The following is a 21560-nucleotide window of genomic DNA, read 5'->3' on the forward strand; positions in this document are numbered from 1 at the left end:
GAGGGCGTCCGGAAAAGAATTGGACGACGCTGCAGTGCAGCAGCCGTGCGCTTATTCCTTGCTGTTCAGGGCCGCTAGGTCCTCCGGTGTCAGCCAGCGCCACTCGCCTTCGGGAAGCGCGGGATCCAGCTTCAGGCCGCCTACCGCGCTGCGATGGAGGGCCGTCACGTGGTTGCCGGCCGCGACCACCATGCGCTTGACCTGATGGTACTTGCCCTGCAGCAAGGTCAGCCTCAGGCTATGTTCGCCGGTGATTTCGCAGGCTTCTGCGGCGATCGGAGCGGGTTCGTCGTCGAGTTGCACGCCAGCTCGCAACGCTTCGGCCTGTTCCGGCGTCACCGGCTCCGCCGTGGTGACTTCGTACACCTTGGGCACCTTGCGCTTGGGCGAAGTCTGAGCGTGGATGAACTGGCCATCGTCGGTCAGCAGCAGCAGGCCGGTGGTGTCGTGATCCAGCCTCCCCACTGCCTGGACCTCGCGCTGCCGCAGCGGCACCGGCAGCAGGTTGTAGACGCTGGGATGGTTGCGCGGGCGCTGCGAGCACTCGTAGCCGGCCGGCTTGTTCAGCATCAGGTAGGCCTTGGTACAGGCCACCCACGCCTCGCCATCGACGGTCAGCCGCAGGCCGTCGACCTCGAACTGGGCACGCGGGTCTTCGCAGAGTTCGCCGTTGACCTCCACCAGCCCGGCGCCGATCAGGTCGCCACAGTAGCGCCGCGTGCCGAAGCCCTGGGATTGGAGGATGCGATCAAGGGTCATGGAAATGGAATCGTCAGTGAAAAGATTGTGGAGCGGCGCAGCCGTGTCGCTATGGTAGGGTATCGCCCGGCCTTTCCTTCCTCCAGGCACCATGCACGTCGCAGACACATCGGCCGCAGCTCGTCCGCCATACCGCATCGGCCGTCAGTTCGACCGCGGGCTCGTGTGGTTCCGGCGCGACCTGCGGGCCACGGACCACGCGGCGCTGCATTATGCCCTCAAGCACTGTGTCCGGGTGTGGTGCGTGTTCGTGTTCGACCGGGACATCCTGGAGCCACTGCTGGCCCGCGGCCTGAAAGCGGACCGCCGCGTCGATTTCATCCGGGAGTCGCTGGGGGAGCTGGACGCCACGCTGCGCGCGGCCGGCGGCGGCCTGATCGTGCTGCACGATGCCGCCGTCAGAGCAATCCCTGCGCTGGCACGCGAACTCGATGCACAGGCCGTGTTCGCCAACCACGACTACGAGCCGGCCGCCGATACGCGCGACGCTGCCGTACGCCAGTCGCTGGCGGCTGACTCTCGCGCTTTCTTCACCTTCAAGGACCAGGTGATCTTCGAGCGGGATGAAATCCTGACCGGCCAGGGCAAGCCTTTTTCCGTATTCACGCCGTACAAGAATGCCTGGCTCAGGACGGTCCGGCCGTTCGACCTGCGGCCCTATCCGATCGAGCCATACCTGGAGGCGCTGGCGCCGCCGCCCGAAAGCCTTCAGGGTCCGCTGCCATCGCTGGAGGCCCTCGGTTTCGCCCCGAGCAACCTGCCGGACATCGCCATGCCAACGGGCAGCTCAGGCGGCCACGCATTGCTGGAGGAGTTCACGTCGCGCATCGGCGACTACGGCCGCCGGCGCGACTTCCCTGCCCTGCGCGGGCCGAGCTACCTGTCCGTGCATCTGCGCTTCGGCACGGTGTCGATCCGCACGCTCGCCCGCGCTGCGCATGAGGTGACGCTGCGCGGTGGCGCGGACAGCGCCGGTGCGGCCACCTGGTTATCGGAACTGATCTGGCGGGACTTCTATTTCATGATCCTGCACCACCATCCGCACGTGGCTGCCGGCGCGGCCTTCCACCCCGCTTACGACACCATCCGCTGGCGCAATGGCGCGACCGCCGAGCGCTACTTCGACGCGTGGCGGGACGCCGCCACCGGCTATCCGCTCGTCGATGCCGCGATGCTGCAGATCCGACAAAGCGGCTATATGCACAACCGGTTGCGAATGGTGACAGCCAGCTTCCTGGTCAAGGATCTGGGCGTGGACTGGCGCCGCGGCGAGCAGTATTTTGCCGACCAGCTCAACGACTTCGACCTGGCGGCCAACAACGGCGGCTGGCAATGGGCCGCCTCGACGGGGTGCGATGCGCAGCCGTGGTTCCGTATCTTCAACCCGGTCACGCAATCCGAGAAGTTCGACCCGCAGGGCCGCTTTATCCGCAAGTACCTGCCGCAACTGGCCGCGCTGCCGGACAAATACGTGCATGCTCCGTGGACCGCCCCTGAAGACGTGCTGGCGGCCGCGGACGTGCGGCTCGGCGAAAACTATCCGCGCCCGCTGGTACAGCACGACGTGGCGCGCAAGGAAACGCTGGAGCGCTATGCAGTGGTGAAGGCGGCGGCCGGAAAGATGAACGCCGCGCAGCAATGATGCGCGGCAGCCCGCGGGCTGCGGGCTGCCCCCCCGCCGGTCTCAGGCGGCCAGCATCGCGCTTTCGCGGTAGTGGCGCTGCGCTTCCTCGGGCCGTTCGGTCTCTTCGAACAGGCGTGCCAGCGCCAGGTGGGTGCGCACGCGCAGGCGGCCCTGGTGATTGCGGTCCGCATATTTCAGAGCGCGTTCGAAGCTCGACTGCGCCTTGCCCCAAAGCTGCTCGCCAAGGCAAAGCACGCCGAGTGCGTAATAGAGGTCCGCGTCCGCCGGATGCTCATTGAGCCATTTTTCCGCCTGCTGGATCTGCGGCAGTGCCTGGCCGGCCCTGGCGCAGTCGGGGTAGCGCAGCACGAGGCGGCTGTCCCAGTTGACCTTGAGCGCGTCCTCGATGATGCGGCGTGCCTCGTCCTGCCGGCCGAGCGCGGCGAAGTAGCGCGCCGCCGGCTCGGCGATGCGCGCGGCACGACGTTCATCGGCCGAAAGCGTGCGCCAGAAGGCGGAAAGCGCCTCGGCATCGTGGCGGCGCTCTTCCAGCATGGCCTCGCAGGCCATCTGCTTGAGCCGCAGCGCAAGCACCGGATGCAGCGCGTTGCGTTTTTCGAGCGAACGGGCCAGGCGCAGCACCTCTGACCAGTTCTTCAGGTGCTGGTGCGCGCGCAACGCAATGCGCTGCACGTGGATCTGGCGGCCGCCCTGTGCCTGCAGCTGCGCGATGGTTTCCAGCGCGCCGTCCGCATCGCGCGCGTCGACCAGCAATTCGGCCATCGATACCAGCCGGGCCTGCTCGCGCTCGGGATCGGTGACCTGCGCCATCCAGGCGTCGCGGCGCTCGATTTCCTGCATGCGGTGCGCGGCGCGAGCGCCGACCAGCGCCGCCGTCTGGGCCTGCGCCTCCCACGACTGTGCTTCGCGTGCCGCGCGCTCGGCGCGGGCAAAGCGGCCGGCGAACAGGTTCTCGATCGATTCGCGCAGCGCCGCCTGGGCCTTGTTCATGCGGCTGCGCTCGCGATAGGCAGCGGCGCGGCGCGGCATCTCGGAAAGATGGCGCACCGTGGACAAGACCGTCCACACCACGAAAAACACCAGCAGCAGCAGCGCCAGCGCAAGGTTCAGCGAGAGCTCGACCCGGTACGGCGGGTAGAACAGCACGACATTGCTGTGATTGAACTGTGTGAACAGAGCCAGCCCGACGGCGCCGCCAAACAGGACCGCGACCCAGAACAGAAGGCGCATGCTTACTCCTTCTTCAGCGCGTGCAGGGCGCCCAGGCTTTCCGCCATGGTCGGCAGCTGCACCGTCACCGCGCCGGCCTGCGCCTGCTTGAGCAATGTCAGCACGGTTTGCACGCGCCGCGATTTGGCATCGAAGTAACGGCCGATCATGGCCTGCGCCGCGGCCAGGTCATTGCGGAAGACCGGCTCGTTGCGCGACAGCAGCGCCAGCCGCGCATTGAGCAGGCGCAGCTTGACGTTCTCGCGCAGGAACCAGCCCTGGTCGCCCGACAGCAGCAGGGCTTCGGTGTCGTCGACCTTGCGGATGCGGATGACCTGCGCCATTTCCTCGCGCATGTAGTCCCACAGCCGGGTGAACCAGTTGCCGGTGCCGCCGCTTGCCGGCGCCGATGCCTTGGCCCCCTTGGCCGCACCACGGCTTGCTTCCTGGCGGTCCCCGGCTTCGGTACGTTCCAGCATGCGTTCGCTCGACAGCAGCGGCAGCGCATCGATCTGGTTGATGGCCTCGTCCAGCTTGATCGCCGCGCCAGTCAGATCGGTGTCGGGCACCGCCTTCATGCGGGCGATATCGCGCGCCAGTGCACGGCGCAGCAGGTTGTACTGCGGTTTGTCGGTACGGGCCAGGCGCGTGTCGGCGCTCTGCAGCGCCGCCAGCGCGACCTGCACGTTGCCGGTGAGCTGGAGTTGCTGGCCGGCGTTGGTCAGCAACTGCTGGATCTCGGCGATCTCCCAGTCGTCGCGGTTGCGCATCAGGTCCTGGTAGACCTGTTCGAGAGCGGCCTGCTTGTCGCGGGTTTCGCCGACCTGGCCGTCCAGCGAGCCGACCTTGGCTTGCAGTTCCTTGACGGTGTCCTGCGCATTGCGCGACAGCACACGGGTCTCCTGCACCAGCGCGTCGTTGCTCTGCTGGCGCCGCGCCAGCTCTTCGGTCAGGTGGTCGACCCGCTGCTGCAGCCACCAGAAGCCGCCGGCGGTCGCCAGTACCAGCACGGCCACGAGCGCCCACAATGCGGCGTTGCGGCGCGGCCCGGTGAACGACGGGGCCGGCCCGGCCGAAGCCGAAGCCGTGGCCGCGGGGGGAATCGTGGTTGAGGAGGACGTAGATTCTTGCGTCACGCGTTCGACCCTGTTTGTCATGGCAGGCGGCGGCTCCGGCCTTGGCGCCGGCGCTGCTGCGGGCGCTGCGGGCGCCGCGGCACTCGCGGGCACCGGTCCGGCATAAGCATCCGCCCACTGCTTGCATGCCGCAAGCAAGCCGGCATCGCCTGGCGCCGCGCGCACGATGCGTGTGAAGCCGAGCACCTCCGCCTGTTCGGCGATTCTCGCATGCGGCGCGATGCACTGCACCTGTTTCAGGGTGGCCAGTTCCTGCGGCGACAGGTTCTGTCGCGCCAGCGTATCGAGGTTGCGCACGGCTTCCGAGCTGGTCAGCAGCCAGGCCTGCGGGGCCGCGCCCGCGCTCAGGCCTTCGCGCACGGCCTGCCATTGCATGGCGCCAGGCTCGGGCAAGGTGCGTTGGTAGGCCTCGACCGCCGTCACCTCGGCGCCCGCTTCCCGCAGCCGATCGCCCAGCCAGTCGCGGCCGCCGTTGCCGCGCACGATCAGCACGGCGCGCCGACGTAGCGCGGCGGGCTCCAGCTGCGCCCACAGGGCCTCGGAATCGAAACGCGGTCCTTCGGCCGCGGCGCCACCGTTCGTGTCGTTGCAGTGGCCATCGGCGCCGGCCGGCGCGATCACGCGATGATCGGGCGCGGCAATGCCACGCTCGGCGAGGGCCGCGACGCTGGCGGGACCCACCACGGCCACCGGCACGCCGGACGGCCACTGGCCCACGGCATTGCCCTGCACCGCCGCCAGCGCGTCGAACGCGTACTGGATGGCATTGGGACTGACAAAGACCACCAGCGCGAACTCGCCCAGCCGCTCCAGAGCGGCACGAAGCGGTGCGTCATCGTCGGCAGGACCGATTGCGAGCAGCGGAAAGCCCAGCACGTCCAGGCCCGCGGCCTGGAGCGCCTCGGTCAGTTGCCGGGACTGCCCGGCGGGTCGTGTGACAACGACAGTCGGGCGGGGCATGGGCCGGCCTCAGGCGGGAGCTTGGGGATCAGGCGTCTCGGCCAGCACGGCGAGGATCTCGGCCGCACCTTGCGACAGCAGGTCGCGTGCGACGGATTCGCCGAGTGCTGCGGCCGCCGCGGCATCGGGTGCGGGACCGGCCGCTGTGGCGCGCGTCTGGCGCGTGCCGTCGGGCATGGCCACGAAGGCGTCGAGCCGCAGCTGGTCGCCGTCCCAGCGCGCATGCGCGGCCAGCGGCACCTGGCAGGATCCGCCCAGCATGCGCGACACGGCCCGTTCGGCCGTGACCGCGAGCGCCGTAGGCTGGTGGTTCAGCGGCGCCAGCCATGCGGCGATGTCCGGGCGCGTCGACAGGATCTCGATACCGAGCGCGCCCTGCCCCGCGGCTGGCAGCGAGGCCTCCGGCGCGATCAGCGCGCGAATGCGCTCGCCCAGGCCCAGGCGCTTGAGGCCGGCCGCGGCCAGGATGATGGCCCCATATTCGCCGCGATCAAGCTTGCCCAGCCGGGTATCCAGGTTGCCGCGCAGCGGCTTGATGACCAGGTGCGGATAGCGCGAGCGCAGCGCGGCTTCGCGGCGCAGGCTCGACGTGCCGACCACGGTGCCGGCCGGCATCTCGTCGAGCGACGCGAAGGCAGACGAGACCAGTGCATCGCGCGGGTCTTCACGCTCCATCACCGCCGTCAGGGCGAAGCCTGCGGGCAGTTCCATCGGTACATCCTTGAGGGAATGCACCGCCAGGTCGGCCCGGCCTTCCGCCATGGCGAATTCCAGCTCTTTGACAAACAGACCCTTTCCGCCGACTTTCGACAGAGTACGGTCTAGAATCTGGTCTCCGCGCGTGGTCATGCCCAGAATGGACACATCGCACGCGGGATAGTATTGTTGCAGCGCAGCACGCACATATTCAGCCTGCCACATGGCCAGACGGCTCTCGCGGGAGGCAATGACAAGCTTGTGTGGAAGGCTGCTGGACACGGCGGTAGAAGAAGTCGGAAAGGCGGATGCTTGCATTCGTCAATGTTAGCACGCGACCCAATCGCCGCTCCGCACCATCGGACAGAACTAGAGCAAGAGGAGATTGCATGACGCAGCACGCTGCGCGCCCCGGCCGACGCACGGTCAATCGAGAAGTGCCCTCCCAGGCCTCAGGCCAGAGTGACGCAAACGGCGCCCCCACCCGCAAGACCGTTTCCACCGGAACCAAACGGATTTCAAAGGCCAACCTGATGGTCGTGCCCGCCAACGGTGTCATGAACACCAGCCCCGCCCGCCGCTCCGCCGCCGACAAGGACCTGCCGCTGCGCGAGGACATCCGCTTCCTGGGCCGCCTGCTGGGCGAATGCCTGCGCGAGCAGGAAGGCGACGCCACCTTCGAGGTGGTCGAGACCATCCGCCAGACCGCCGTGCGTTTCCGCCGCGAGAACGACCGTGCCGCCGGCACCGAGCTGGACCGCCTGCTCAAGCGCCTGTCGCGCGACCAGACCAACCAGGTCGTGCGCGCGTTCAGCTATTTCTCGCACCTGGCCAATATCGCCGAGGACCAGCACCACAACCGCCGCCGCCGCATCCATGCGCTGGCCGGCTCGCCCCCGCAGGACGGCAGCCTGCAGCACGCGCTGGAGAAGATCGACGCCGCCGGCGTCACCGGCAAGCAACTGCGCAAGTTCCTGGACGAGGCGCTGATCGTGCCGGTGCTGACCGCGCACCCGACCGAAGTCCAGCGCAAGAGCATCCTGGACGCCGAGCGCGAGATCGCCCGCCTGCTGGCCGAGCGCGACCTGCCGATGACCGCGCGCGAGCGCGACCACAACACCGCGCAACTGCGCGCGAAGGTCACCACGCTGTGGCAGACCCGCATGCTGCGCGACTCGCGCCTGACGGTGGCGGACGAGATCGACAACGCGCTGTCCTACTACCGCACCACCTTCCTGCACGGCATCCCGCAACTGATGAGCGAGCTGGAAGAGGACATCGCCGCGATCTTCCCGGCCTCGCGCAAGGCCAAGGGCGGCGCGGCCGAGCCGGCGCCCCTCGCACCGTTCATGCAGATGGGTTCGTGGATCGGCGGCGACCGCGACGGCAATCCGAACGTCACGGCCGAAACCCTGGAACACGCCGCCACCCAGCAGTCGCAGATGATCCTGGGCTGGTACCTGGATGAGGTGCATGCGCTGGGTGCCGAGCTGTCGATGTCGACACTGATGGTCGATGCCAGCCCCGAGCTGATGGCGCTGGCCGAGGCGTCCCCCGATCATTCCGCCCACCGCGCCGACGAGCCCTACCGCCGCGCGCTGATCGGCATCTACGCGCGCCTGGCCGCGACCAGCAAGGCGCTGACCGGCCACGCCGCGCCGCGCCACCCGGTGGCCGACGCCGAGCCGTACAGCAGCGCCGAAGCCTTCGCCGCCGATGTGCAGGTGGTGATCGATTCGCTGCGCGCGCACCATGGCCGCGCCCTGGCCAGCACGCGCATCGATGCGCTGGTGCGCGCCATCGCCGTGTTCGGCTTCCACCTGGCATCGGTCGACATGCGCCAGGTGTCCGACGTGCACGAAGCCGTGGTGGCCGAGCTGTTCGCCGCCGCGGGCGTGGAGAAGGACTACGCCGCGCTGCCCGAGTCGCGCAAGCTCGAACTGCTGCTTGCCGAGCTGCGCCAGCCGCGCCTGCTGACGCTGCCCTGGCACGAGTACTCGGAACAGACCCGCAACGAACTGGCCATCCTGGCGACGGCGCGCGAACTGCGCGCGCGCTACGGCAAGCGTGTGGCGCGCAACTACATCATCTCGCACACGGAAACGCTGTCCGACCTGGTCGAGGTCATGCTGCTGCAGAAGGAAGCCGGCATGCTGCAGGGCACGCTGGGCAGCAAGACCGACCCGGCCCGCATGGAGCTGATGGTCATTCCGCTGTTCGAAACCATCGAGGACTTGCAGAACGCCGCCGGCATCATGCAGTCGCTGCTGGACCTGCCCGGCTTCGATTCGGTGATCGAGCACCACGGCGTCGAACAGGAGGTGATGCTGGGTTATTCCGACTCCAACAAGGACGGCGGCTTCCTGACCTCCACCTGGGAACTGTACAAGGCCGAGCTGGCCCTGGTGCAGCTGTTCGAGCAGCGCAAGGTCAAGCTGCGCCTGTTCCACGGCCGCGGCGGCACGGTTGGCCGCGGTGGCGGCCCGACCTACCAGGCGATCCTGTCGCAGCCGCCGGGCACGGTGAACGGGCAGATCCGCCTGACCGAGCAGGGCGAGATCATCAACAGCAAGTTCGCCAATGCCGAGATCGGCCGGCGCAACCTGGAAACGGTGATCGCTGCCACGCTGGAAGCCTCGCTGTTGCCGCAGCAGAACGCACCGAAGGAGCTGAGCACCTTCGAGGGCATCATGCAGCAGCTGTCGGACCGCGCCTTCGGCGCCTACCGCAACCTGGTGTACGAGACCCCGGGCTTCAAGGACTACTTCTTCGCGACCACGCCGATCACCGAGATCGCCGACCTGAACCTGGGTTCGCGTCCGGCCTCGCGCAAGCTGATGGACAAGAAGAACCGCCGCATCGAAGACCTGCGCGCGATTCCGTGGGGCTTTTCGTGGGGCCAGTGCCGCCTGCTGCTGCCGGGCTGGTACGGCTTCGGCAGCGCGGTCAAGTCGCTGCTGGACACCGCGCCCGACGACAAGGCGCGCAAGGCCGCGGTGGCCACGCTGCGCAAGATGGTCAAGACCTGGCCGTTCTTCTCCACGCTGCTGTCCAATATGGACATGGTGCTGGCCAAGACCGACCTGGCCGTGGCCTCGCGCTATGCGCAGCTCTGCGACGACGCGGCCCTGCGCAAGAACGTGTTCGCGCGCATCAGCAAGGAATGGCACCTGACCTGCGAGATGCTGGCGCTGGTCACCGGCCACCAGGAGCGGCTGTCCGACAACCCGATGCTGGCACGCTCGATCAAGAACCGCTTTGCCTACCTGGATCCGCTCAACCACTTGCAGGTGGAGCTGCTCAAGCGCTATCGCTCGGGCAAGGACGGGGACGATGTCCGCGTTCGCCGCGGCATCCACCTGACCATCAACGGGGTGGCGGCGGGACTGCGCAACACGGGTTGATCGCGGCCTGAGCCATCGAGTCAGAAAGCGCCCGGACGGCTTGCCGTCCGGGCGTTTGTCCATCTGGCCCCGGTTGCTTGTTCCAGATGGAATAAGGTTTGCCAGTCAGGTCAGCACCACCATTCGTCCCCGATCATCAGCCGACAAACGCGCCGGGCACCGGGTCTTCGCCCAGCGCATGCAGCAGCACCGCCCAGTGCATGGCCTCGTCGCCGAGGATGCTGCCCGCCGCCTTGGTCAGGTCACGGTTGTAGAAATTCGGGAGCACGCCGAGATATGCCGCAGTGGCGCCCTTCTCCAGCCCGGCGGCGAAACGCAGCACGTCCGCCTGCGTCTTGAGCTGTCCGGTCGGGAACGCATACTCCGACGGCTTCTTCGCCATCACCGGCGACCCGCCGAGCTTCGATACCGTACCGGCCAGTACCTGTGCATGGGCCTTGTGGTGACCCTGGAACTTCACCGCTGTATCGAGCACGGGCTTCTGCAGCAGCCCGCTTTCCGCCCCGACCTGGTAGGCTGCGATGGCCTGATACTCCAGCCCGAGCGCAACGTTGAGGATATTGATGTCGTCCTTCGTGCTGCCCGACTGCGTCTGCGCCCAGGCCGGCATCGACTCGCCCAGGCTCAGCACGGCCAGCGACCCGAGCGCGAACAGGCCCGGCACCTTGAGCAAGCCGCGCCGGCGCTCGTCGGGCAAGGTGGCAATGGCAACATCCGCGGATTGAACCAGCCGGCGGTCCGGCGTCGTGGGCATGCGTTCCATGGTGTTCTCCTGTGAGGGATCAAGGGGCAGCGTCCGCTGTGCGGCTTGCCTGACCCTTTTACGCACGGGCCGGACGATCGGATGCACCGGCACTGCCTATAATCGGGCAGAGCCTTCCGCCAGGAACCGCCGCGTGCCCCCTTCCCCCGAACCGTCCTTTGCCCCGTCGGCCGACAACGACCGGCTGGCGGCGTGGCTGCAGGCGGCGGCGCTCGGCGACCGCCACGCCTTGCGCGCGCTCTACGAGCAAACATCGGCGAAACTGTTCGGGCTTGCGCTGCGTATCACTGGCAGACGCGACTGGGCGGAGGATGTCGTGCAGGAAAGCTTTGTCAGCATCTGGCACCACGCCGGCGACTACCGGCCGCACCTGGCCGCGCCGATGACCTGGATGACCACCATTGTTCGCAACCGCGCGCTGGACTGCCTGCGCCGCGCGGCCGCCGCGCGCCTGCCACAGACCGTGGAACTCGACGAAGAACTGGGAGAATGGCTGGCCGACGATGCCGCGGGCCCGGCCGAACTCGCGCTCGCGAGCCAGCAGGCGCGCGCGCTGAACCGCTGCCTGCAGCGCCTGGAGCAGGCGCAACGCCAGGCCATCGAGCTCGCCTACCTTCACGACCTGAGCCACGCGGAACTGGCGCAGCGGCTGCGCATGCCTCTGGGTACCGTCAAGTCCTGGATCCGCCGCGGACTGGAACGCCTGCGCACCTGCCTGGAGGGTACGCCATGAGGCTGACCCGCCACCCGCACTTGCTTGACCGCATGGCAGCCCAGTACGCGCTGGGCGTGCTGCGCGGCGGCGCGCGGCGACGGATGGAGCAACTCGCGCGCGAGGAGCCGGCGGTGCGCGCGGCAATCGGACACTGGCAGTCGCGCTTGTCCGGCATGGCCGAACTGCAGCCGGCCGCCGAGCCGATCGGGGCGGTGTGGTGCGGGATCGAGCAGCGGCTCGGCTGGGCGGCGGCGCCAGCGTCCGCGGCGCCGGAGCCGTCGTGGTGGCGCAAGCTGTGGTCGGCACCGGCATTCTGGCGCGGCGCCGCGGCGGCGATGGCCGTGGTTGCGGCGCTGGCCGTCGGCCTCGGCTGGCAGATGACGCAGCGGCAGCCCGGCGAGACCACGGTCATCGCAGTGCTGAACAATGCGCAATCCCGACCGGCGCTGCTGGTGTCCTGGGATGCCGGGGCGCGCCAGCTGGTGGTACGAAGGCTCGACGACCTGGCGCTGCCCGGCCAGCAGGTGCTGCAGCTGTGGGCCCTTCCCGAGGGTGGCAAACCGCGCTCGCTGGGCGTGATCGGCCGCGGGCCGACGGCGCGGCTGGCGCTGGCGCAGGTTCCCGCGGCCGTCCCGGCCCTCGCGGTCAGCGTCGAGCCGCCGGGCGGATCGCCCAACCCCGACGGGCCGAGCGGCCCGGTGGTGTTCAAGGGACCGTTGATCCACTCCCTGCTCTGAAGCACCCGGGCCTCGGCCCCGCAACCGCCGTCGCGGCCCGCGTGGGGCGATATAATCGGCGTTTCCCCGAAATCCGCTCGCGCCCGCCCCGCATGGTCATGCACCGGCCGCACGCCGCGCGAGCCACAGCCCTGACGTCCATGACGACCTCCCAACTTGCCAAGAAAGGCGAAGCCTGGTCCGCCCGCTTCTCCGAACCGATGTCCGACCTGGTGAAGCGCTACACCGCCTCGGTGTTCTTCGACAAGCGCCTGGCCCTGTTCGACATCCAGGGTTCGCTGGCCCACGCTGCGATGCTGGCAAAGCAGGGCATCATCGCCGAGGCCGACCGCGCCGAGATCGCGCGCGGCATGGCGCAGATCCAGGGCGAGATCGAGGCCGGCAGCTTCGAGTGGAAGCTGGACCTGGAAGACGTCCACCTGAATATCGAGGCGCGCCTGACCGCGCTGGTCGGCGATGCCGGCAAGCGCCTGCACACCGGCCGCTCGCGCAACGACCAGGTCGCGACCGATATCCGCCTGTGGCTGCGCAGCGAGATCGACAATATCGTGGCCCTGCTCGGCGCGCTGCGCGTGTCGCTGCTGGACCTGGCCGACCAGAACGCCGACACCATCCTGCCGGGCTTCACGCACCTGCAGGTGGCGCAGCCGGTGACCTTCGGCCACCACCTGCTGGCCTATGTGGAAATGTTCACGCGCGATGCCGAGCGCATGGCCGACTGCCGCAAGCGCGTCAACCGCCTGCCGCTGGGCGCCGCCGCGCTGGCCGGCACGAGCTACCCGATCGACCGCGAATTCGTGGCGCAGCAGCTCGGCTTCGACGGCGTGTGCCGCAACTCGCTGGACGCCGTCTCGGACCGCGACTTCGCCATCGAATTCTGCGCCGCCGCCGCGCTGGTGATGACCCACGTGTCGCGCTTCTCGGAAGAACTGGTGCTGTGGATGAGCCCGCGCGTCGGCTTCATCGACATCGCCGACCGCTTCTGCACCGGCAGCTCGATCATGCCGCAGAAGAAGAACCCCGACGTGCCGGAACTGGCGCGCGGCAAGACCGGCCGCGTCAACGGCCACCTGATCGGCCTGCTGACGCTGATGAAGGGCCAGCCGCTCGCCTACAACAAGGACAACCAGGAAGACAAGGAGCCGCTGTTCGACACGGTCGATACCGTGGTCGACACGCTGCGCATCTTCGCCGACATGGTGCCGGGCATCACGGTCAAGCCGCAAGCCATGCGCGCCGCCGCGCTGCAGGGCTACGCCACCGCCACCGACCTGGCCGACTACCTGGTCAAGAAGGGCCTGCCGTTCCGCGACGCGCACGAGGCCGTGGCCCATGCCGTGCGCGCCTGCGACAGCCGCCAGTGCGACCTGGCCGACCTGAGCGTGGCCGAGCTGCGCGACGTGTCCGGCCTGGGCGACAAGGCCGCGCTGATCGGCGACGACGTGCACGGCGTGCTGACGCTCGAAGGCTCGGTCGCCGCGCGCAACCACATCGGCGGCACGGCGCCGGACCAGGTGCGCGCAGCCATCGCCGCCGCCCGCGCCGCACTGTAAGTTCCGCGTAGTTCAAGCAAGAAAAAGCCACGATGGCCGCGCCATCGTGGCTTTTTTCTTGGCTGCTCCTGATTTTTGCGCAATGTGATAGGTATTAGCCCCAAGCGCCGACGCATTTTGTTACAGATAAACTAATCGCCGCAAAAAACCGGGGAGACAACCCATGAACTACTTGCTTGGTCTGTCACGACAGATCGACAGGTTGAATCAGCACACGGGCAGGCTTGCAAACATCATGATCCTGCTGTCGTGCCTGATCAGCGCGGGCAACGCCCTGCTGCGCTATGGCTTCAACTTGAGCGACAACTGGCCACTCGAACTGCAGTGGTACATGTTTGCGATCGCCGTGATGTTCGGCGCCTCGTACACCTTCCAGCGCAATGAACATGTCCGCGTCGACCTGATCTACGGCAACGTCTCCGAGCGCGCGCAGCATTGGATCGACATCTTCGGCATCGTCTTCTTCCTGCTGCCCTCGTGCATCCTGTTCATGTGGCTGTCCTGGGACTCGCTGTTCCTGCCCTCGTGGCGCATCCTCGAGCAATCGGGCAACTCCGGCGGCCTGCCGCGTTACCCGATCAAGCTGGTGGTGCCCGTCGGCTTCGCCCTGCTCGCCCTGCAGGGCGTTTCCGAACTGATCAAGCGCTTCGCCGCCCTGAAAGGCCTGGTGCGTATCGAATCGAAATACGAGAGGCCGGTGCAATGATCCCATTGGAATACATGCCGCCGATGATGTTCGGCGGCCTCGTGCTGTTCATGCTGATCGGCTTCCCGGTCGCGTTCTCGCTGTCCGCTGTCGGCCTGGCCTTCGGCTTCCTGTCCATCCATTGGGGCTACTTCCCGCTGAGCTTCCTGCAGGCCGTGCCCAGCCGCGTGTTCGGCAGCGTGCTGGCCAACGAGCTGCTGCTGGCCATCCCGTTCTTCACCTTCATGGGCGCGATCCTGGAGAAATGCGGGCTGGCCGAGGACATGCTCGACTCCATGGGCCAGTTGTTCGGCCCGGTGCGCGGCGGCCTGGGCTACTCGGTGATCATCGTCGGCTTCATCCTGGGCGCGATCACCGGCACGGTGGCCGCGCAGGTGATCGCCATGGCGATGATCTCGCTGCCGGTGATGATGCGCTACCGCTACAACATGAAGTACGCCACCGGCGTGCTGGCCGCGTCGGGCACCATCACGCAGCTCGTGCCGCCGTCGCTGGTGCTGGTGGTGCTGGCTGACCAGCTCAAGACGCCCGCCGGCAGCGCCGACGTGGGCAGCATGTATCTGGGCGCATGGGGCCCGTCGGTGGTGCAGATCGCGCTGTTCGCGCTGTACACGTTCTTCCTGGCGCGCTTCAAGCCCGACTGGCTGCCGCCGGTTCCGGCCGAAGCCCGCACGCTGCGCGGCTGGGCGCTGTGGGCCAAGTGCCTGCGCGGCATCATCCCGTGCGCGGTGCTGATCTTCCTGGTGCTGGGCACGATCATGCTGGGCATCGCCACCCCGACCGAATCGGGCGCCATGGGTGCCGTCGGCGCGCTGGTGCTGGCCGTGCTCCGCGCCAAGGCCTTCAACCACACCGACCGCCTGATCTACCGCGTCGGCATTGCCGCGACGCTGGTCGCCGCGGCCGTGGGCGTCTTTGCCTTTGGCTCGCATCTGTTCCGCGTTCCGCTGGCGGTGCTGTACCTGGTCATCCTGTGGCTGGTCATCCGATCGGGCCAGATGACCGACCTGCGCCTGCTGATCGTCGAGGCCTACCAGTCCACCGCCCGCATCACGGCGATGGTGGTGTTCATCCTGATCGGCTCCACCTGCTTCTCGGTGGTGTTCCAGGGCGTGGACGGCGGCGCCTGGGTGGAGCACCTGTTCACCTCGCTGCCGGGCGGCTGGATCGGCTTCCTGATTGTGGTGAACCTGTTCATCTTCTTCCTGGCGTTCTTCCTGGACTTCTTCGAGATCGCCTTCATCGTGGTGCCGATGCTGGCCCCGGTGGCGGTGAAGGTGCTGGCGCCGGTCGTGGCCGACTCGATGGGCGGCAACCCCGAAGCCGCGGCCACCGCCGCGCTGGTGTGGTTCGGCGTGATGCTGTGCGTGAACATGCAGACCTCGTTCATGCACCCGCCGTTCGGCTTCGCGCTGTTCTACCTGCGCGGCATCGCGCCGAAGGAAGTCAAGAGCTCGGACATCTACTGGGGCGCCCTGCCCTGGGTCGGCCTGCAGCTGCTGATGGTCCTGGCCGTGATGTTCTGGCCGGGCATGGTGACCGCCTTCCTCGACAAGGGATCGCTGCACCACAACACCGGCGCGGAGGTCAGTATCCCGCTTGGGGGTGAACCGGAGAAACCCGCTTCTGCGCCAGGCTCGCTGGAGTTGCCGGGAACTGCGGCACCAGCGGAGCCGGCGGCGCCGCAGTTCGAGTTTGAGAAAAAGTAGCCATCGAATGCCCCGACAGAGCCCCGCAGCCGCGGGGCTCTTTGCCTTGCAGGGCCGCCGGCCAGCGGGACAGCCTGCGCTTAGTTCGTAGTCGTCACCAGCACATCCCCCCGCCGCGCCACTACGTTGACGACCACGCTGCTGCCCGAGCGCCGCAGCATCAGATCGACGGACGCATCGGCAATGGACAGTCCTTGCAGCGCCAGGTCTTCCATGAAGGACGGCAGCGCCGGATAGTGGAAGCTGATCTCGCGCGCGCCTACGTCGAAGTCCAGGTTCAGGCACGATTGCAGCAGCGACAGCGGTGTGGCCGCCGCCCAGGCCTGCGGGATGCATGCCACCGGATAGAGCGTCGGCCCACGGTTGCGCCGGCGCTCGAAGCCGCAAAACAGCTCGGGCAGGCGGCGCAGGTCAATATGGGTGGACGCGGCAAAGAGGCCGTCGAAGATGCGCAATGCCGCATCGCGCAGCCCGTAGCGAACCATCCCTGCGGCGATGATGGCGTTGTCATGGGGCCAGACCGAACCATTGTGATAGCTCATCGGGTTGTAGCGGCTTTCGCTGGAAGCGATGGTCCGCACGCCCCAGCCGGAGAACGATGCGCTGCCCATCAGGGCGGCCGCCACCGCTGCCGCGCGTTCAGGCAATGCAATACCCGTATAGAGCGCATGGCCCGCATTGGAGGACAGCACGCGGCATGGCCGCTTGTCGCCATCTAGCGCGATCACGTAGGTGCCCAGGTCCTCGTCGAAGAACGCTTCGTCAAAGCGCTGCCGGAGCTGCGCGGCCTTCGCATCGAGTGCGGCGGCGCGCCCGTTGTGGCCAAGGCTGCGCGCCATCCGCGCGGCCGCCATCCAGGCGCCGTACACATAGGCCTGCACCTCCGCCAGCGCGATCGGCCCCTGGGCCAGGGTGCCGTCGGCATGGAAGATCGAATCCCGGCTGTCCTTCCAGCCCTGGTTGAGCAGCCCTTCGCTGGTGCGCCGTCCGTACTCGACGAAACCGTCGCCGTCGCGGTCGCCGTACTTGTCGATCCAGCCCAATGCCGCCTCGATGGCAGGCCACAGCGAGCGTATCGTGCCCACGTCATGCGTGCGGTCCAGGTAAGCGCCCGCCAGCATGACGAACAGCGGCGTGGAATCGATGCTGCCGTAGTAGCGGCGGAACGGCACCTCGCCAAGGTTCGCCATTTCGCCCTTGCGGCTTTCGTGCAGGATCTTGCCCGGCTCGGCATCGGCAGAGGGATCGGAACTCGTCGCCTGGTTCGCCGCCAGGTAGCCCAGCACGCCGCGTGCGATGCCGGGGTCCAGCCACAGGGTTTCCATCGCGGTGATCAGCGCATCGCGGCCGAAGAAAGTGCTGAACCACGGTATGCCGGCATAGGGATAAGGCCCGTAAGGTGTTTTCGTGATCAGCATGTAGAGATCGGACATGCTGCGGCCCACGGCTTCGTTGAAGATCTCGTTGGAGGTGGTCACGGTTGCCGCCTGCGCGGACAGCCCCTGCAGTGCACGACGTGCGGCCCGCAAGGCTGACGGGAAAGCGCCGCGCGGCGGGCGCCTGTCGTGCCGCACCTGGTCGCAGCAGACTTCCACGTAGAGCAGGTGCGTCTTGTGCGGCATCAGTTCCAGCTCGAACACCGCCATGTCGCCACGCAGCCGGGTCGGCACGGGATCGAACGTCAGGTGCGTGGTGCGCACGCAATCATCGAGTCCGGTGTAGGCGAGCTTCGCACCACTTTCGGTCAGCTCGGGCGGATCCGTGCGGCCGCGCTGGGCGCGTCGGGCGCCGCGCACTTCGAACAGGTCCGCAAAGTCCGCCGCAAACGCCAGTTCCAGGCTGATGTGCCGCGGCGCTTCATCGAAGTTGCGCACAGCCAGCCGCTCATAGCAGGTGCCCTCCCAGAGAAAACGCGAGCGGCGCACATGGATCACGTCGTGGGGCATGACCAGTTCTCCCTGCGCGTCAAACAGGTCCGGATTGGTCAGGTCGCAGCTGAACGCGGCGTCGTCGTCGCGCAGCACGGAACTCAGCAGCACGGGACGCCACCCGTGGATGGTCAGGTGGAAGTGCGACAGGTGCCGCGTGTCGCAAAAGAAGATGCCGTCTGACCCGCCCGAACCGGCGATGGCATCGCCATACTGGTCGAACACCGCGAAGGTGTCGCCTTGCTTGAGCGTGCGCGGCTGGGTCAGACGCAGTGAGTGCGTCGCAGCGATGACGATGGGCGCGGCAGGCGTCGCGTCCGGCACCAGGCTGCGCCGGCCTTCGGGAGCGTCAAGCATTGTCTCTCTCCAGGTTCAGGCCGCGACCTGCAGGCCAGCATCCGCCTGGGCGGACCGGTCCGGATGCGGGCAACCGTCGGGCGACGGTCCGCGCAGGCGGCCATAGAGTGCCAGGTAGTCATGGGCCATGCGCTCGGCGCTGAAGCGCGCAAGGAACGCACGGCGCACGGCGCGGCGGTCGATTTCGCCGATGCGCCCGACTGCCGCCACGGCCTCGTCGACACTGTCGACGACGAAGCCATTGACCCCGTCATCGATGACTTCCGGGACCGAGCCGCATCGGAACGCGATCACCGGCGTGCCACAGGCCATGGCTTCGATCATCGCCAGGCCAAAGGGCTCGGGCCAGTCGATCGGGAACAGCAGCGCACGGGCGCCGCCGAGAAACCGCGTCTTCTCCCGTTCGCCGATTTCTCCAAGATACTCGATATTGGCGTGCCGGCTGACCAGCGGCGCGATGTCGGCTTCCCAGTATGCGCGGTCGACGCGGTCGATCTTGGCGGCGATCTTCAGCGGCAAGCCGCTTTGTACGGCAATCCTGATGGCGCGGTCGGGGCGCTTCTCGGGCGAAATGCGCCCGAGGAATGCGAGGTAGCCGCCACGCCCCGCCGCATGGAACGGCAGCAGCCGTTCGGGCAGGCCGTGGTAGACGTTGCCGAGCCAGCAGACCGGCGGCATGGGGTCGCGCTGTCCCAGCGATATCGACACCAGTGGCATGTCCGCGAACGCGGAGTAGAACGGCCACAGGTCCGGAAGGTCCAGCCTGCCGTGCAGGGTCGTTACGGTGCGGTCGGAGAAGCTCCGCGCCATCGGGAAATGCAGCAGGTCGGTGTGAAAATGCAGGACGTCGAAGTCGTCCGCCCGCCGGCAGACTTCGTCCAGCATCATCACGTGATAGGGCAGGATGTCGCGCACCGACGGGTCGGTGCGCAGCGCCCGCGGCGCGCAACTCACCAGCCGGGCGGCAGTCGATGAATCGCCGCTGGCAAACAGCGTCACGTCGTGCCCCTGCCGGACCAGTTCATCGGACAGGTACGCGACGACGCGCTCGGTACCACCGTATTGCCGTGGCGGGCATGCTTCCACAAGTGGGGCAATTTGAGCGATTTTCATCGGCAGGATATGCGCGTTGCTGAAAAGTTTGACCACCGGTTGCAGGACCGCTTTCGCCACCGCGCCCGCGCAATCGCGCTGGCCCGTTGAACCGAGAGGAAGATCCCACGCGGGTGTGGGCGTGCCATCGCAGGCACGGCTGCCTTGCCCGCCGCATTCGATGCCGGCAAGCCATGCCTGGCTGTCGCCGGCACCACCTTGACATGGCTGCTGCCGAGGGGCAAAGGGTGCCGCGCTGCAGCAAGAGGGATTCCATGCACTGGGCTGTCCGGCAATCGATCTCAGGCCTGAAGCCCTTCGTTGCAAGCGCCATGCCCGCCGCGCCGCGCGGATTGCTATGCTCTAGGAATCCTCCACACTGAAATCTGCGCGCAACCGCCCGCGAGGAGCCGCGTGACCAACCATCCCTCCAGCCCGCCGGCGCATACGTCCGCGGCAGCCCATTCAAACGCCGGCTGGCTGCGCTGGCTGCCGGGACTGCAGATGCTGCGCACGTACGAAGCTGGCTGGCTGCCGCGCGATCTGGCCGCGGGGCTCGTGCTCACCACCATGCTGGTGCCGGTGGGCATCGCCTATGCCGAGGCATCGGGCGTGCCGGGCATCTACGGCCTGTACGCCACCATCATCCCGCTGCTCGCCTACGCGCTGTTCGGCCCGAGCCGCATCCTGGTGCTGGGACCCGATTCCGCGCTGGCGGCACCGATCCTGGCCGTGGTGGTGCAGCTGTCCGCCGGCGACCCGGCGCGCGCCATCACCATCGCCAGCATGATGGCGGTGGTATCGGGGCTGGTCTGCATCGTCGTCGGCCTGTTGCGGCTGGGCTTCATCACCGAGTTGCTGTCCAAGCCGATCCGCTATGGCTACATGAACGGCATCGCGTTCACCGTGCTCGTCAGCCAGTTGCCCAAGCTGTTCGGCATTTCGATCGAAGATGCCGGGCCGTTGCGGGAGTTGTGGAGCCTGGGCAATGCCGTTGCGGCCGGCAAGGCCAACCCGTACAGCCTGGCCGTGGGCGGCGCCAGCCTGGTGCTGATCCTGCTGCTGAAACGGTTCGAGCGCGTGCCCGGCGTGCTGATCGCGGTCGTGCTGGCAACGCTCAGCGTGAGCCTGTTCGGTCTCGATGCGCAGGGGGTCAAGGTGCTCGGTAAGATGCCGCAGGGCCTGCCCGCCTTCGCCTTGCCGTATCTGAGCGGGGTAGACCTCACCCAAATCGTGGTGGGCGGCTGCGCCGTCGCCCTGGTGGCGTTCGCCGATACCAGTGTGCTGTCGCGCACCTACGCCGCGCGCCTGAAGTATCCGGTCGATCCGAACCAGGAAATGGTCGGCCTGGGCGCCGCCAACCTGGCCGCCGGACTGTTCCAGGGCTTTCCGATCAGCAGCAGCGCGTCGCGCACGCCGGTGGCCGAAGCCGCGGGGGCGCGCACGCAACTCACCGGCGTGGTCGGCGCACTGGCCGTGGCGGCGCTGCTGCTGTTTGCTCCGGACCTGATGCGACACCTGCCCAACAGCGCGCTGGCCGCCGTGGTCATCGCGGCGGCCATCGGCCTGTTCGAGTTTGCCGACCTCAAGCGGATCTACCGCATCCAGCAGTGGGAGTTCTGGCTGGCGATGGCCTGCTTTGCCGGGGTTGCGGTCCTCGGCGCGGTGCCGGGCATCTGCCTGGCCGTGGTCATCGCCATCATCGAGTTCCTGTGGGACGGCTGGCGCCCGCACCACGCGGTGCTCGGCCGCGCCGACGGTGTGCGCGGCTATCACGACGTGGAGCGTTACCCGAACGCACGCCGCGTGCCGGGGCTGGTGCTGTTCCGCTGGGATGCGCCACTGTTCTTCGCGAATGCCGAACTGTTCCAGGAATGCGTGCTGCGCGCGGTCGATGCATCGCCCACGGCGGTGCGGCGCGTGGTGGTGGCCGCCGAGCCGGTCACCAGCGTCGACGTGACCTCGGCGGACATGCTGCGCGAACTCGACAAGGCCCTGGACGAGCGCGGGATCGAGCTGCACTTCGCGGAGATGAAGGACCCCGTCAAGGACAAGCTCAAGCGCTTTGAACTGTTCGACAAGCTGGGGGAGGATGCCTTCCATCCTACGGTCGGCGCGGCAGTGGATGACTACCTGAGCGACTACGGCGTGGACTGGACTGCCTGACGCCACAAAAGAAAACGCCGGCCTG

Annotated in this window: 15 protein-coding genes; 8 read left to right on the forward strand and 7 right to left on the reverse strand. The window is 67.7% G+C overall.

Annotated elements, in window-relative coordinates; translation table 11 throughout:
- Nucleotides 1-51: 51 nt before the first annotated feature.
- On the reverse strand, nucleotides 52-759 hold the full coding sequence (locus KHO22_RS02620) for a pseudouridine synthase (RefSeq protein ID WP_211945550.1): 708 nt from the start codon (nucleotides 757-759) through the stop codon (nucleotides 52-54).
- Nucleotides 760-850: 91 nt separating this feature from the next.
- Here KHO22_RS02620 and KHO22_RS02625 point away from each other — a divergent pair, with 91 nt between their 5' ends.
- A complete protein-coding gene (locus tag KHO22_RS02625) occupies nucleotides 851-2401 on the forward strand; it encodes a cryptochrome/photolyase family protein (protein ID WP_211945551.1) in 1551 nt (516 codons plus the stop codon).
- A 42-nt stretch (nucleotides 2402-2443) separates the two neighbouring features.
- On the opposite strand, the gene KHO22_RS02630 is transcribed toward KHO22_RS02625, so the two are convergent.
- From KHO22_RS02630 to hemC, 3 genes are read right to left on the reverse strand one after another with little or no spacing between them, the layout of a single operon-like run.
- Entirely contained in the window at nucleotides 2444-3634 is a 1191-nt protein-coding gene (locus KHO22_RS02630; RefSeq protein WP_211945552.1) for a heme biosynthesis protein HemY, read from the reverse strand.
- A 2-nt stretch (nucleotides 3635-3636) separates the two neighbouring features.
- On the reverse strand, nucleotides 3637-5709 hold the full coding sequence (gene hemDX / locus KHO22_RS02635; protein WP_211945553.1) for a fused uroporphyrinogen-III synthase HemD/membrane protein HemX: 2073 nt from the start codon (nucleotides 5707-5709) through the stop codon (nucleotides 3637-3639).
- Nucleotides 5710-5718: 9 nt separating this feature from the next.
- Nucleotides 5719-6723: a hydroxymethylbilane synthase gene (hemC, locus tag KHO22_RS02640; protein WP_211945554.1), complete on the reverse strand. Its 1005-nt coding sequence runs from the start codon at nucleotides 6721-6723 to the stop codon at nucleotides 5719-5721.
- A 71-nt stretch (nucleotides 6724-6794) separates the two neighbouring features.
- On the opposite strand from hemC, the gene ppc reads away from it, so the two are divergent.
- Nucleotides 6795-9809, forward strand: coding sequence for a phosphoenolpyruvate carboxylase (ppc, locus tag KHO22_RS02645; protein ID WP_211945555.1), 3015 nt, complete (start codon nucleotides 6795-6797; stop codon nucleotides 9807-9809).
- Nucleotides 9810-9945: 136 nt separating this feature from the next.
- On the opposite strand, the gene KHO22_RS02650 is transcribed toward ppc, so the two are convergent.
- On the reverse strand, nucleotides 9946-10563 hold the full coding sequence (locus KHO22_RS02650; RefSeq protein ID WP_211945883.1) for a ferritin-like domain-containing protein: 618 nt from the start codon (nucleotides 10561-10563) through the stop codon (nucleotides 9946-9948).
- Between the two features lie 142 nt (nucleotides 10564-10705).
- On the opposite strand from KHO22_RS02650, the gene KHO22_RS02655 reads away from it, so the two are divergent.
- From KHO22_RS02655 to KHO22_RS02675, 5 genes are all read left to right on the forward strand, one after another.
- The gene (locus tag KHO22_RS02655) at nucleotides 10706-11305 is read left to right on the forward strand and encodes a sigma-70 family RNA polymerase sigma factor (protein WP_230426728.1); all 600 of its coding nucleotides are present in this window, start codon (nucleotides 10706-10708) and stop codon (nucleotides 11303-11305) included.
- Nucleotides 11302-12024, forward strand: a complete 723-nt coding sequence (locus KHO22_RS02660) for an anti-sigma factor (protein ID WP_211945557.1) — start codon at nucleotides 11302-11304, stop codon at nucleotides 12022-12024. Before KHO22_RS02655 ends, KHO22_RS02660 begins: the two co-directional genes overlap by 4 nt.
- Nucleotides 12025-12164: 140 nt before the next feature.
- The gene (gene argH / locus KHO22_RS02665; RefSeq protein ID WP_211945558.1) at nucleotides 12165-13577 is read left to right on the forward strand and encodes an argininosuccinate lyase; all 1413 of its coding nucleotides are present in this window, start codon (nucleotides 12165-12167) and stop codon (nucleotides 13575-13577) included.
- Between the two features lie 163 nt (nucleotides 13578-13740).
- Entirely contained in the window at nucleotides 13741-14283 is a 543-nt protein-coding gene (locus tag KHO22_RS02670) for a TRAP transporter small permease subunit (protein ID WP_211945559.1), read from the forward strand.
- On the forward strand, nucleotides 14280-15992 hold the full coding sequence (locus KHO22_RS02675; protein ID WP_211945560.1) for a TRAP transporter large permease: 1713 nt from the start codon (nucleotides 14280-14282) through the stop codon (nucleotides 15990-15992). The genes KHO22_RS02670 and KHO22_RS02675 overlap by 4 nt, the downstream gene beginning before the upstream one ends.
- Before the next feature lie 80 nt (nucleotides 15993-16072).
- On the opposite strand, the gene KHO22_RS02680 is transcribed toward KHO22_RS02675, so the two are convergent.
- Nucleotides 16073-18277: an amylo-alpha-1,6-glucosidase gene (locus KHO22_RS02680; protein WP_211945561.1), complete on the reverse strand. Its 2205-nt coding sequence runs from the start codon at nucleotides 18275-18277 to the stop codon at nucleotides 16073-16075.
- Between the two features lie 15 nt (nucleotides 18278-18292).
- The gene (locus tag KHO22_RS02685) at nucleotides 18293-19390 is read right to left on the reverse strand and encodes a glycosyltransferase family 4 protein (RefSeq protein ID WP_211945562.1); all 1098 of its coding nucleotides are present in this window, start codon (nucleotides 19388-19390) and stop codon (nucleotides 18293-18295) included.
- A gap of 483 nt (nucleotides 19391-19873) precedes the next feature.
- On the opposite strand from KHO22_RS02685, the gene KHO22_RS02690 reads away from it, so the two are divergent.
- Nucleotides 19874-21535: a SulP family inorganic anion transporter gene (locus KHO22_RS02690; protein ID WP_211945884.1), complete on the forward strand. Its 1662-nt coding sequence runs from the start codon at nucleotides 19874-19876 to the stop codon at nucleotides 21533-21535.
- Nucleotides 21536-21560: the final 25 nt, after the last annotated feature.

The sequence above is a fragment of the Cupriavidus yeoncheonensis genome, assembly GCF_905397275.1.
GTDB lineage: Bacteria > Pseudomonadota > Gammaproteobacteria > Burkholderiales > Burkholderiaceae > Cupriavidus > Cupriavidus yeoncheonensis.